Origin of the sequence: Conexibacter sp. SYSU D00693 (assembly GCF_017084525.1) — a bacterium.
Classification (GTDB): Bacteria; Actinomycetota; Thermoleophilia; order Solirubrobacterales; family Solirubrobacteraceae; genus Baekduia.
Genome location: NZ_CP070950.1, coordinates 3765953 through 3779086 on the forward strand (window position 1 = coordinate 3765953; position 13134 = coordinate 3779086).

General features: G+C 74.6%; 13 protein-coding genes. 12 read left to right on the forward strand and 1 reads right to left on the reverse strand.

Translation table 11 applies throughout. The features are described 5' to 3' along the window. Positions 1-41 precede the first annotated feature (41 nt). From JUB12_RS18650 to JUB12_RS18700, 11 genes are all read left to right on the forward strand, one after another. Positions 42-1625 carry a circularly permuted type 2 ATP-grasp protein gene (locus JUB12_RS18650; RefSeq protein WP_205696939.1) on the forward strand — a complete coding sequence of 528 codons (1584 nt, stop codon included), beginning with the start codon at positions 42-44 and terminating at the stop codon, positions 1623-1625. Beyond that, complete coding sequence (locus JUB12_RS18655; RefSeq protein ID WP_205696940.1) at positions 1625-2566, forward strand: alpha-E domain-containing protein; 942 nt, start codon at positions 1625-1627, stop codon at positions 2564-2566. Before JUB12_RS18650 ends, JUB12_RS18655 begins: the two co-directional genes overlap by 1 nt. Then, the gene (locus tag JUB12_RS18660) at positions 2566-3438 is read left to right on the forward strand and encodes a transglutaminase family protein (RefSeq protein WP_205696941.1); all 873 of its coding nucleotides are present in this window, start codon (positions 2566-2568) and stop codon (positions 3436-3438) included. Before JUB12_RS18655 ends, JUB12_RS18660 begins: the two co-directional genes overlap by 1 nt. Positions 3439-3565: 127 nt before the next feature. After that, the gene (gene rpmG, locus JUB12_RS18665; RefSeq protein WP_205696942.1) at positions 3566-3730 is read left to right on the forward strand and encodes a 50S ribosomal protein L33; all 165 of its coding nucleotides are present in this window, start codon (positions 3566-3568) and stop codon (positions 3728-3730) included. 16 nt (positions 3731-3746) lie between these two features. Then, a complete protein-coding gene (secE, locus tag JUB12_RS18670; protein ID WP_205696943.1) occupies positions 3747-4199 on the forward strand; it encodes a preprotein translocase subunit SecE in 453 nt (150 codons plus the stop codon). Positions 4200-4224: 25 nt separating this feature from the next. Further along, the gene (gene nusG, locus JUB12_RS18675; RefSeq protein WP_205696944.1) at positions 4225-4746 is read left to right on the forward strand and encodes a transcription termination/antitermination protein NusG; all 522 of its coding nucleotides are present in this window, start codon (positions 4225-4227) and stop codon (positions 4744-4746) included. Positions 4747-4814: 68 nt separating this feature from the next. Then, complete coding sequence (gene rplK / locus JUB12_RS18680; protein WP_205696946.1) at positions 4815-5240, forward strand: 50S ribosomal protein L11; 426 nt, start codon at positions 4815-4817, stop codon at positions 5238-5240. Next, the gene (gene rplA / locus JUB12_RS18685; protein WP_205696948.1) at positions 5240-5968 is read left to right on the forward strand and encodes a 50S ribosomal protein L1; all 729 of its coding nucleotides are present in this window, start codon (positions 5240-5242) and stop codon (positions 5966-5968) included. The genes rplK and rplA overlap by 1 nt, the downstream gene beginning before the upstream one ends. Before the next feature lie 84 nt (positions 5969-6052). Continuing rightward, complete coding sequence (gene rplJ, locus JUB12_RS18690) at positions 6053-6784, forward strand: 50S ribosomal protein L10 (protein ID WP_205696949.1); 732 nt, start codon at positions 6053-6055, stop codon at positions 6782-6784. A gap of 2 nt (positions 6785-6786) precedes the next feature. After that, the gene (gene rplL, locus JUB12_RS18695) at positions 6787-7176 is read left to right on the forward strand and encodes a 50S ribosomal protein L7/L12 (protein WP_205696951.1); all 390 of its coding nucleotides are present in this window, start codon (positions 6787-6789) and stop codon (positions 7174-7176) included. 331 nt (positions 7177-7507) lie between these two features. Beyond that, positions 7508-12088 carry a DUF11 domain-containing protein gene (locus JUB12_RS18700; protein WP_205696953.1) on the forward strand — a complete coding sequence of 1527 codons (4581 nt, stop codon included), beginning with the start codon at positions 7508-7510 and terminating at the stop codon, positions 12086-12088. Here the strand turns inward: JUB12_RS18700 and JUB12_RS18705 are convergent. Next, entirely contained in the window at positions 12085-12240 is a 156-nt protein-coding gene (locus JUB12_RS18705; protein ID WP_205696954.1) for a hypothetical protein, read from the reverse strand. The two genes, JUB12_RS18700 and JUB12_RS18705, sit on opposite strands and share 4 nt — an antisense overlap. Before the next feature lie 122 nt (positions 12241-12362). Here JUB12_RS18705 and JUB12_RS18710 point away from each other — a divergent pair, with 122 nt between their 5' ends. Next, entirely contained in the window at positions 12363-13001 is a 639-nt protein-coding gene (locus tag JUB12_RS18710) for a DUF429 domain-containing protein (protein WP_205696955.1), read from the forward strand. Positions 13002-13134 lie beyond the last annotated feature (133 nt).

Here is a 13134-nt window from a genome sequence, read left to right on the forward strand (position 1 = left end):
GACCCGCTGGCGCGCCTGCGGCTGGCAGGATCGCCGCCCTGGTGGTCGAGCCGTTCGCCGTCCGGGAGCCCAACGTCTACCGCCCCAGCCGCGGCGGCTTCGACGAGGTCTTCGCGCTCGGCGGGATCCCGCGCGAGCACGCCCAGGCGCTCGTCGCCGAGCTCGCCCGCCTCGGGCCCGCCCAGCTCGCCGAGGCCGGCCGCCTGCGCGACGCGATCTTCGTCCAGCAGGGCATCACGTTCGACGCCACGGGCGAGGACGGGCCCGTGCGCGACCGGCCGTTCCCGCTCGACCTCGTCCCGCGGATCCTCCCGGCCGACGAGTGGGCGTCGATCGAGCGCGGCCTCGAGCAGCGCATCCGCGCGCTCAACCACTTCGTCGACGACGTCTACCACGGGCGCGAGGTCGTCCGGGCGGGCGTCGTGCCGTGGCGCCTGGTCGTCTCGCGCAGCCACTTCGCCCGCGCGGTGCACGGAGTGCGACCGCCCGGCGGCGTCTACTGCCACGTCGCCGGCTGCGACCTCGTCCGCGACGCCGACGGCTCGTGGAAGGTCCTCGAGGACAACGTCCGCACGCCCTCAGGCATCTCCTACGTCCTCGAGAACCGCGTGGCGATGACCCGCCTGGTCCCGCGGCTGTTCCAGCACTACCGGCCGCGGCCCGTCGACCACTACCCGCAGCTCCTGCTCGCCGCCCTGCGCGCCGTCGCGCCGGGTGCCGACGAGGAGGCGACGGTCGTCGTCTGGACGCCCGGCCCGCACAACTCGGCGTACTTCGAGCACGCGTTCCTCGCGCGCCAGATGGGGGTCGAGCTCGTCGAGGCGACCGACCTCGTCGTCCGCGACGACGTCCTCTACATGCGCACGACCGCCGGCCTGCGCCGCGTGCACGCCGTCTACCGCCGCCTCGACGACGACTTCGCCGACCCGCTCGAGTTCCGGCCCGACTCGCTGCTCGGCGTCCCGGGGCTCGTGCGCGCCTACCGGGCGGGCACCGTCGCCGTCGCCAACGCCTTCGGGACGGGCGTCGCCGACGACAAGGCGATCTACCACTACGTCCCGGCGATGATCCGCTTCTACCTCGGCGAGGAGCCGATCCTCGACAACGTCGAGACCTACCTCATGAGCGATCGCGCGGCGCGCGAGCACGCGCTGTCGCGGATGGACGAGCTCGTCTTCAAGCCCACGGGGGAGAGCGGCGGCAAGGGCGTCTTCATCGGCCCGCAGACCGAGCCCGACGTGCTCGCCGGCCTCGCCGACGTCGTGCGCGCCCAGCCCGACCGCTGGATCGCGCAGGAGGTGGTCCAGCTCTCGACCGTCCCCACCGCCGGCCCGGACGGGCGGATCGCCCCGCGCCACGTCGACCTGCGCCCGTTCGCGGTCTTCGGCGAGGGCATCACGATCGTCCCCGGCGGCCTGACCCGCGTCGCCATGGTCGAGGGCTCGATGGTCGTCAACAGCTCGCGCGGCGGTGGGTCCAAGGACACCTGGGTGCTCGAGCCGGGCGACCGGCCCGGGCCGCGGCCCGCCGACGAGCTGCCCCCGCCGGTCGTCCCGCTGCCCGGCCTGCGCCAGGGCTCGGACTGGACCGGCCAGCAACAGCAGCAGCAGCAGGGTCGCGGCTGATGCTCGCCCGCATCGCCCACGAGCTCTTCTGGCTCGGGCGCAACATCACGCGTGCCGAGCACACCGCGCGGATGCTCGACGGCGTCTTCCAGGCCGACCTCCAGGCCCGGCCGTCCGGCCCGACCGGCGTCGCCTTCGGCTGGCGCTCGATCCTCGCGACGATGGGCGTCGACCCCGGCACGGCCCCCGTGCGCCGCGACGACGTCCTGCGCCGCCTGACCCTCGACCGCGACGAGCCCGCGTCGATCGTCTCGTGCGTCGAGCGCTCGCGCGAGCAGGCGCGCACCGTGCGCGACGTCATCAGCGCCGAGATGTGGGAGTCGCTGAACACGACGCACCTGCGCCTGCGCGACGGCGACATGGAGGGCCGGCTGGCCACCAGCCCCTACGCGGTGCTGCGCGACGTCCGCGAGCGCTGCGCGCTCTTCTGGGGCCTCATGCAGCGCACGATGCTGCGCGACGAGGCCCGCTCGTTCCTCGTGGCCGGCGGGCGCATCGAGTCGGCCGACATGGTCCTGCGGATGCTGCGCGTGGCGCTGCCCGGCGACGAGGTGAGCTCGAGCGACGGCCAGGCCCTCGCGCTGCTGCAGGCCGTCGGCGGCTTCCAGGCCTTCCGCCGCGCCGTGCCCGCGCCCGCCAACGCCCGGCCGGTCATGCGCTTCCTGGTCTACGAGGCCGCCTACCCCGACAGCGTCGCCGCGTCGATCGCCGGCGCCCAGGTGCAGCTCGAGGTCGCCGACCACGCGCCGCGCTCCTCCGAGCCGGTGCTGCGCCTGAGCCGGCTGGGGGCCGACCTCGAGCTGCGCGCCCGCTCCACCGAGGGCGACGACCTCGCCGCGGTCTGCGCCGGCGTGCAGGCCGAGCTGGCCGCCGTCGACCGCGACATCGCCGAGCGCTACTTCGCCGGCGCCGCGCCGCTGGGCGTGGTGAGCACCGTCTGATGCACGTCCAGCTGCACTACCGCACCGAGTACCGGTACGCCTCGCCGGTCAGCGACAACCTCAACGCGCTGCGGGTGCGCCCGGCGACGACGTCGACCCAGCGCTGCGACGACTTCCACGTGCGCCTGGACCCCGAGGCCCGGCTGCACCGCCACGTCGACTACTTCGGCACGGAGGTCGTCGAGTTCGGGATCGCCAAGCCTCACGACCACCTCTGCATCGACGTGCAGGCGCGCGTGGTCACCTCCGAGCCGCCCGACCCGCCCGACGCCCGCTGGGACGGCCTGACCGCGCCCGCCTACCTCGAGGCCGCCGGCGAGTTCCTGCTCCCGGAGGCCGACGAGCCCGAGGGCGGGCCGCTGGGCGACCTGGTCGCCGCGGCCCGCGCGAGCACGCCCCTGGCCGCGGTGCGCCTGCTGTGCGAGCTCGTCCCGGATCGCTTCGCCTACCGCCCCGGCGTGACGTACGTCGGGACGACGGTCGCCGAGTTCCTCGAGACCGGCGCCGGCGTCTGCCAGGACTTCGTCCACGTCTCGCTGCTCGTCCTGCGCCGGCTCGGGATCGGCGCCCGCTACGTGTCGGGCTACCTGTGGTCGGCGCCGGAGGACGGCGGGGACGACTCGGTCGAGGTGCAGACCCACGCGTGGCTCGAGGCGCTGCTGCCGCCCGACCGCGGCGGCGAGCCGGTCTGGGTCGGCGCCGACCCCACGAACCGCCGGCTGGCGGGCGAGACGCACGTCAAGATCGGCCACGGACGGCGCTACGCCGACGTCCCGCCGATCAAGGGCGTGTACCGCGGCGCGGCCGCCGCGGAGCTCCACGCCCACGTGCAGATGACCCGCCTGGACCGCCAGGCGGGGGCGCGCGCGTAGGCGAGGCGCCGCCTCGGACCCATCGGCGCTACCATCCCGGGTCGACTCGCTCCGGGCGGGTCTTTCCTTTGCCCGGGCCCGGAGCGTCTATTGGTCGACCCCTTCACCCAGAAGATCGGGAGCCGGCATGGCCCGTGGCGACGTCCGCATCGCTGTCACCCTCGCGTGTGAGGAGTGCAAGCGGCGCAACTACCAGACGAACAAGAGCAAGCGCAACAACCCCGACCGCATCAGCCTGCGCAAGTACTGCCGCTGGTGCCGGTCGCACACCAGCCACCGGGAGACCCGCTAGCCGCGGGACCTTCGTCGTGGCCTCTGACGAGCGCACCGACCGCGAGGACGACAACCCGGGGCCGGCTCCGAGCGAGCCGCACCGCGAGAACGTCCCCGGCGAGCTGGACCACGCCTCCGCCGAGGTCGACCAGGCCGAGGCCTCGATCGTCCGCGGAGCGGACGGCGTGGTCGCCGACCCGTCGGTCCCCGGCGGCGCGCGGTCCATCGACGACCTCGACGACGAGGACGACGAGGACGGCCGTCAGCTCGACCGCAGCGCCGCGCCCGGCGCCCCGACCACCGGCGGCGGCCTGCGCGTCTGGAACTTCTTCAAGGCCTGCTGGGCCGAGCTCCAGCGCGTCCAGTGGCCCGACCGCCGTCAGGTCGGCCAGGCCACGGCCGTCGTCATCGGCTTCGTCATCGTGGCCGGCCTGTACCTCGGGGTCGCCGATCGGCTCGCGCAGGAGCTGGTCGACCTCATCATCTGATCCCTAGGACCGCAGCGAGAAGCCCATGTACCGCTGGTACGTCGTCAACACCTACTCCGGCCACGAGAACAAGGTCAAGCAGAACCTGGAGCACCGCGCGTCCTCGCTCGGGCAGCGTCAGCGCATCCGCCAGGTCGTCGTGCCGACCGAGACCGTCTCGGAGATGAAGGACGGCCAGAAGGTCTCCAAGGAGCAGCGGACCATGCCCGGCTACGTGCTGGTGAACATGGACCTGGACGAGGCGGCCTGGCAGGTCGTCAAGGGCACCCCGGGCGTCACCGGCTTCGTCGGCGCGTCCAACGAGCCCGTCCCGCTCACCCAGCCCGAGGTGGACCGCCTGCTGCACCGCGAGGTCGCGCAGCGCGTCACCACGAAGGCCCAGTTCTCGATCGGCGAGAGCGTCAAGGTCGTGTCCGGCCCGCTCTCGGACTTCTCCGGCGAGATCTCCGAGATCAACCAGGACGCCCAGAAGCTCAAGGTCCTGGTCTCCATCTTCGGCCGCGAGACCCCGGTCGAGGTGGGCTTCGACCAGGTCAAGAAGATCTAGCCCGAGCCGCCGCGCACCACCGCAGAGCGCTCGCTACCCTCGTACGTCCCCGAACCACCGGAATCTCCATGGCGAAGAAGGTCCTCACCCAGATCAAGCTGCAGGCCGTCGGCGGCCAGGCCAGCCCGGCTCCGCCGGTCGGCCCCGCCCTGGGCCAGCACGGCATCAACATCATGGAGTTCTGCAAGGCGTTCAACGCGCAGACGCAGCAGGACTCCGGGACCGTCATCCCGGTCGTCATCACGGTCTACGAGGACCGGTCGTTCACCTTCATCACGAAGACGCCGCCGGCCGCCGTCCTCATCAAGCAGGCCGCGGGGATCGAGAAGGGCTCGGGCGAGCCGCACCGCGAGAAGGTCGCGAGGCTCACCCAGGACCAGGTCCGGCAGATCGCCGAGAAGAAGCTGCAGGACCTCAACGCGCACGACGTCGACCAGGCGGCGAAGATCATCGCCGGGACCGCCCGCAGCATGGGCGTGGAGGTGGAGGCCTGATGGCCAAGCACGGCAAGGGCTACGTCGAGTCCCTGCAGCAGGTGGACCGCGAGCGCGAGTACCAGCCCGCCGAGGCGCTGGCGCTCGTCAAGGCCCTCAAGAAGGCCAAGTTCGACGAGTCCGTCGAGGTCCACATCCGCACGGGCCTGAACGTCCGCCACGCCGACGAGCAGCTGCGCGGCACCATCGCGCTGCCCAACGGCCTGGGCAAGGACGTCACGATCGCCGTCTTCGCCAAGGGCGACAAGGCCAAGGAGGCCGAGGAGGCCGGCGCGGACGTCGTCGGCGCCGACGACCTCGCCAAGCGCATCGAGGACGGCTTCACCGACTTCGACGTCGCGATCGCGACGCCGGACATGATGCCGGTGGTCGGCCGCCTCGGCCGCATCCTCGGCCCGCAGGGCAAGATGCCCAACCCGAAGGTCGGCACGGTCACCATGGACGTCCGCAAGGCCGTCGAGGAGTCCAAGTCCGGCAAGGTCGAGTACCGCACCGACCGGACCGCCATCGTGCACCTCACGATCGGCAAGACGTCCTTCGAGGACCAGGCCCTGCTCGAGAACTACGCCGCCGTCATCGACGAGCTCGTCCGTGCGAAGCCGTCGGCGGCCAAGGGGAAGTACCTGCGCACGATCACCGTGGCTTCGACCATGGGCCCGGGCGTGAAGGTCGATCCCACCCGAACCCGCGACATCCTCGGGGAGGGCACGACCGCTCAGGCGGCGTAGCCACTTCACCGAGGCGTCCAGAGACCCGCGGCGGTCTCGCCCTCCTGATGAGGGGGCGAGGCGCAAGCCCGCGACAGGAGGCCGATGAACAGGGAGCAGAAAGCCACGGCGATCGCCGAGATCGCCGAGCAGATCCGGGAGTCCGAGGCGGTCTTCGCCGTGGACTACCGCGGGATCACCGTCACCGGCGCCGGTGAGGTCCGCGCACAGCTGCGCGGGGCCGACGCGACGTTCCGCGTCGTCAAGAACACGCTGACCGAGCGTGCCGCTGACGAGGTGGGCGCCGAGGCCCTGAAGCCGCTGCTGCAGGGCCCGACCGCGCTGACGTTCGTCCGTGGCGACGTCGCGGCGGCCGCGAAGGCCATCGCCGACTACCAGCGCTCGAACGACCTCCTCGCCTTCAAGGGCGGCGTCATGAACGGCGACGCCCTCGACCCGGCGCAGATCGCCGCGATCGCGAAGCTGCCGTCCCGCGAGGTGCTCTACGGGCAGCTCGTCGGCGTCGTCGCCTCGCCGATCACCGGCCTGGCCCGCGGCCTCAACGGCCTGCTCTCGGGCCTCGCGGTGGCGCTCGGCGGCGTGCTCGAGAAGAAGGAGAGCGGCGAGATCGGGGCGGGCGGGACCGATTCCGACGCGCCTGCCGCGTCCGCTGCTGCTGACACGACTGAGCCGGCGGCCGAGGCCGCCGACGCCGAGGCCGCGCCCGCGACCTCGGACGACACCACCGACCAGGACGCGGAGGCCCCTGAGCCCGCTGCGTCGCCGGAGGAGCCCGCCGAGGGCGCCCCCGACACCACCGAGACCCAGGAGGACTAGGCATGGCCACCAGCACCCAGGAGTGGATCGACGAGCTCAAGAGCATCTCCGTGCTCGAGCTCAGCGAGCGCATCAAGGCGCTCGAGGAGGAGTTCGGCGTGTCGGCGACGGCCGTCGCGGCGGCGGCCCCGGCCGCCGGCGGCGGTGGCGGCGGCGACGCCGGCGGCGCCGAGGAGGCCAGCACGACGGTCGACGTCGTCCTGACCGGCGCCGGCGACAAGAAGATCCAGGTCATCAAGGTCGTCCGCGCGGCCACCGGCCTGGGCCTCAAGGAGGCCAAGGCCCTCGTCGACGAGGCCCCGAAGCCCGTCAAGGAGGGCATCGAGCGCGACGAGGCCGAGAAGCTCAAGGGCGAGCTCGAGGAGGCCGGCGCCACCGTCGAGCTCAAGTAGCTCGGCGCGGCTCGCGCCGCTCCACCGCTGTCGGCGAAGGGCGCCCCGTGGGGCGCCCTTCGTCGTTCTGGGGCGTCCCGCTCGCTGCCGTTCGCGAGGCGTCCACGGGACCGCGCGCTCGTGACCCTGGAGTTGACCGCCTCTGTGGCGGCGAACTCCAGGCTCGCGAGCACCGAGGCCTCCGGGCACCCATCGACCACCCGCGCCCGGACGACCACCCGCGCCTGGACACCCCGGCCTCTGGCCGCCCGCCGTCCACGAACTGCGCCGTCCAGTCTCAGCTCAGACGGCGCGTTGCGTGGGGGCCGCGCTCCTGCCGAAGAGAGGAGGGATGCTCCGACGCCCGTTCGGCCGCTGCCTCGCGCCGCTGCTCGCCCTCGCGCTCCTCGGCGCCGCGCCCACGGCGGCCAGCGCCGATCGCGGGTTCACGCCGCGCTTCTCGGCCAACGACACGGGCGACGTCACGCTGGCGTCCAACGCGCTGATGACCTGCCCGACGTCGGCGAGCGGATGCTCGACCGTCCAGCAGGGCACGCAGAACGCCGTCGCGCAGAACAACGACTGGAACATGACCTACGTCGACGTCGACGGCGACCCGACGACGTTCAACTCCTCCCGCGCGACGCTGGACCTGCCGGCGGGTGCGACGGTCCTCTTCGCGGGCCTGTACTACGGCGGCGACTGGTCCACCGGGACCGCCGCGGCGCCGAACGCCACCGCGCGCAACAAGGTCAAGCTCCGCGCCCCCGGCGACACCGTCCCCCGCCTGCTGACGGCGTCCGTGGTCGACGACTCGACGCTCAACGTCGGCCGCTACCAGGGCTTCGTCGACGTCACCGACGTCGTGAGCGCCCGCGGCGAGGGCCAGTACACGGTCGCCGACGTCCAGGCCGGCAAGGGCGCCGACCACTACGCCGGCTGGTCGCTCGTCGTCGCCTACCGCGACACGACGCAGCCCGCCCGCAACCTCACGGTCTTCGACGGCCTGCGCACGATCCGCCCGAGCGACCCGCCGACGACGATCCCCGTGAGCGGCTTCAAGACGCCGCCCGCCGGCGAGGTCCGGACGACGGTCGGCTTCGTCACCTGGGAGGGCGACCTCGGCTACACGGGTGACACCGCCACGCTCAACAGCACCCGCCTGGGCGACGCGCAGAACCCGTCGACGAACTTCTTCAACAGCTCGCTGAGCGACCGCGGCGCCCGCTTCAGCGCCAAGGACCCCGACCACGTCAACCAGCTGGGCTTCGACGCCGACCTGCTCAGGGCCGACGGCGTCCTGGCCAACGGCGCGACGTCGGCGACGATCACCGTCACGACCTCCGGCGACCAGTACCTGCCGGGCGTCATCACCTTCGCCACCGACCTCTACGCGCCGAAGGTCGACCAGACGAAGACCGTCGTGGACCTCGACGGCGGCAGCGTCGAGCAGGGCGACGTCCTCGAGTACCGCATCGCGGGCACCAACACCGGCCAGGACGCCGCCACCGGCGTCGTCGTGCGCGACCCGGTCCCGGCCGGCACGACGTACGTCCCCGGCTCGATCACCGTGGGCGGCGCCGCCCGCACCGACGCGGGCAGCGACGACACCGCCGAGCGCGACATCGCGGGCGACCGCATCGTCGCCCGCGTGGGCAGCGGTGCCACCGCGACGGCCGGCGGCCGCCTCGCGGTCAACGGCACCTACGACGTCCGCTTCCGCGTGACGGTCGGCGACGGGCTCGTGGCCGGTACGAAGCTCGTGAACACCGTCACGACGAGCTTCTTCTCCGAGTCGCTCAACACGCCGCTCACCGCGGTGAGCACCGCCACGAGCACCGTCGCCGCGCCCAACCTGCGCATCGCCAAGAGCCACACCGGCTCGCTCACGCCCGGGGGCCAGGCGACCTACCGCCTGCGGGTCTCCAACGACGGCACCGCCGCCACCCAGGGCACCGTGACGGTCGTCGATCGCCTGCCGGCCGAGCTCACCGCCACGAGCGCCGCCGGCAGCGGCTGGTCCTGCGGGGTCACCGACGCCGGCAAGACCGTCACCTGCACCCGCGCCGACGCCCTGGCGACCGGCGCCGCCCACCCCGACATCACGCTGGACGTCGACGTCGCGGCCGACGCGGACGGCACCGTGCCGAACACCGCCACGGTGAGCGGCGGGGGCGACGCGACGCCGGACGACGGCAGCTCCACCGACCCGGCGGTGGCCACCCCGACCTCCGACCTGTCGCTGCGCAAGACCGCCTCGACCGCCACCGCGGTGGTCGGGGAGCAGGTCACCTTCACGCTGACCGCGCGCAACGACGGCCCGTCGACCGCCCGCGGCGTGCGCGTCACCGACGTCCTGCCCGTCGGCCTCGAGCGCGTCTCGGCCACCGCCTCCCAGGGCAGCTGCGACACGGCGATCGCCTGCGAGCTCGGCACGCTCGCCCCCGGCGCCGAGGCCACGGTGACGGTCGTCGCCCGCGCCACGACGGCCGGCGCGGCCACGACGGTCCGCAACACCGCGACCGTCACCGGCACGCAGCCCGACCCGAACGCGACCAACGACCGCGCCGCGGCCGACGTCGCCGTCGGCGGCGCCGACCTCGAGGTCACGAAGACCGCGGTCGGCACGCCGCAGGCCGGCGGGACCGCCAGCTGGGACGTCACCGTCCACAACGCCGGCCCGTCGCCCGCCTCGGGCGTCGTCCTGCGCGACGTCCTGCCCGCCCAGGTCACCAACGCCTCGACGGACCGCGGCTGCGCCGTCGAGGGCGGCGAGGTGCGCTGCACCGTCGGGAGCCTCGCCGCGGGCGCCTCGTACGTCGTCCGCGTCAGCGCCGACGTCGCCGCGAACGCCACGAGCCTGCGCAACACCGCCTCGGCGCTGGCCGCCGAGCGCGACCCGGACACGACGGACAACACCGCGACCGTCGAGACGCCCGTCGCCGGCGAGGCCGACCTCCAGGTCACGAAGGTGGCCGACCGCGCCGCCGCGGAGCCGGGCGGCCTGGTCACCTTCACGCTGCGCGTGAAGGACGGCGGCCCGGCGAGCGCGACCGGCGTCCTGCTGCGCGACGAGCTGCCGGCCGGCCTGACCTTCGTCTCGGCCTCGGCGGGCTGCACGGCCGCCGGCCAGACGGTCACCTGCGCCGTCGGGGCCCTCGCCACCGGCGCGACCGCCGAGCGCCAGGTCGTCGCCCGCGTCGCCGACGGCGCCGTCGGCACGCTGGTCAACGTCGCCCGCGCGTCCGGCTCGCAGCCCGACCCGGTCCCGACGAACGACGCCGCGGCCGCCGCGGTCGCCGTCGTCGACCGCGCCGACCTGCGCGTCACGAAGACCTCCGACCCCGCGTCGGCCCGGCCGGGCGCCACGGTCGCCTACCGGCTGGCCGTCGCCAACGACGGCCCCGCGGCCGCCAAGGACGTCGTCCTCAGCGACCCGCTGCCGGCCGGCCTGAGCTTCGTCGACGCCTCGAGCGGCTGCACGGTCGACGAGGGCACGGTGACCTGCCGGCTCGGCACGCTGGCTGCCGGCGCCTCGCGCGAGGTCGTCGTCACCGCGACGGTCGACGCCGTCGACCTGCCGGGCGCCCACCAGCACCTGCTCGGCGTCCAGAAGGTCGAGCGCCAGGTCGACCTCGCCGCCGGCGCCACGGAGGGCTTCGAGCTCGCCTGCCCGCAGCCCGGCATGGTCATGACCGACGGCGCCATCCGCGTCGACGCGGTCGACCAGGGCACCGGCACGCTGGCCGACGTGCGCGTCCTGCGCGCCGAGTCGGTCGACCAGGACCGCTACGCCTTCACCGTGCGCAGCACCGCCGCCGGCCAGGCCCAGGCCAAGGCCTTCGGCACCTGCGTGGCCGCGACGACCGGCGACGAGGGCGGCCACGGCCACGACGTCGTCCTCAGCGACGTCGCCGCCACCACCCAGACCGTCCCGGCCGGGCGCAGCGACGTCGCCGTCGCCTGCGGCCCCGGCAAGGTCGCGACCGCCCCCGGCCTGCGCGTCGCCTCCGGCAGCGCCCGCGTGGTGGGCAGCGAGCCGCAGGGCACCGGCCGCCGCTTCACCGTCGAGGCCGACGAGGCCGCCGACGTCCGGGTCTCGGTGCGCTGCGTCGACCGCGCGACGGGCACGGCCGACGGCCACTTCCACGAGCTCGCCCTGCGTGAGGTCGCCCGGACGGTCACCGTCGCCGCCGGCGCCACGGCCTCCGAGCAGGTGACCTGCGGCGACCAGGAGAAGGGCATCACCGCCTCCTACGACCTGCCCGCCGGCCTGCTGCTCGCCGGCCACGACCCGCAGCCCAAGACGCGCGTCTTCAAGCTCGTCAACACGACCGCCGCGCCGCTCGAGGCCCAGCTGGACCTCCTCTGCCTCGGCGACCGCACCGGCGGCCCCGCGGTCGTCAGCCAGGCGGTCAACACCGCGACGGTGACGACCACCACGCCGGACCCTGACGCGGCCGACCACGTGGCCACCGCGACGACGACGGTGCTCGCCGGCGACGTGCGCGACGACGCCGCGCCGTCGACCCCGGCGCCCCAGGGCCAGCCGTCGGTCCCGGCGCCCGCCCCGGCCGCGCCGGCCGCGGCGGCGCCCGCGCCGGCCGGCACCGCCCCCGCCGCGCTGACGTTCCCCGATGCCACGGCGACCCTCACGCTCACCGGCGGGCAGCCGTCGGTCCGGGTCGGGCTGCGCTGCGCCAAGGCCAAGGGCTGCAAGGGCACCGCCAAGCTCGTCGCGCGCAAGGGCCTGAAGGGCGTCAAGGCGGGCGCGCTCCTCGCGCGCGGGACCTACAGCGTCGGCACGGGCAAGACCGCCAAGGTGCGCCTCGTGCTGACGAAGGCCGGGCGCGAGGCCGCGCGGTCCGGCCGCCTGAGGACGGCCACGCTCGTGGCCGGCGGGCGCAGCCGCGCGCTGCGCGTCGGGCGCTAGCGGATCAGCTGCAGGCTGCGGCGGCGCTGCTCGGCGCGGGCGGCCGCCTCCGCGGCGTCCGCGCTGCCCGCGGCGCGCGCGAGGCCCAGTGCCAGCGCGATGGCGAAGGCCCACAGGACCGACAGCAGGACCACGACCAGCATGAGGGACATCGCCCAAGCGCGATTCCCAGTCAGTCGGCGTCTCATGCACGCCGGCGTTCGTCGGGGCGCCGCAGCACGCACCTCGGGCCGACTGGGCGCGCGGGCGCGCGGGGTCCTAGTCTCGGAGCGTCGTGACCACGACCCTCGGCATCGACCTCGCCCCCGAGCCGGCGGCGACGACCGTCTGCCTGGTCGGCTGGGCCGCGGGCGGCGCATCGGTCGACGTCCTCGCCGCCGGTGAGCACGAGGGCCGGGCCCTGGACGACGACCACCTCCTCGAGCTCCTGGACGCCGCCGCGAAGGCCGGCCTCGCGGCGCCCTTCGACGCCGCCGGTGCGGCCGACCGGGGTCCCGGCGCGCGCTGCGCGCAGCTGCTCGCGGCGCTGGCCGGGCGCCGTGGCGCCGCCACTGCCTCGCGCGACGGCAGCGGGCTTGTCGTCGCCGTCGACCCGGACGCGGCGCTCGCCGCCCTGACCGAGGGCGTGGCGCCCCGGGCCGCGCCGCCGCAGGACGTCGTCCCCTCGCCGCTCGAAGCGCTCCTCGCCGGCCTCGGCCCCGAGTTCGTGGTGCGCCCCGCGCATCGCGCGCTGGCGGCCGCCGAGCCGGCGGCCCTGCGTGCGCTGACCTGCGCCCTCGTGGCGCGCGCCGCCCGCCTCGGGCTCACGGTCCCGCCGCCGGACGTGGCGGCGCTGCGCCAGGCGCTGGTCGACGGCTGGACCCACGCGCCGGTGCCTGGCGCGGTCGCCCGGCTCTGCGCCCCCGCCGGCTGAGCGGCGCCACGCGCGCGCCGGACGGGGCACCGGAGGGCGGTGCGCTGGGTCGCTGTCGGATGTCCGACCGACGTTGAGCTGGCATTGAGGTTGCGGCAGTCCCGGGGGTTCGTGTCTAGGATGCCTCGCCCCG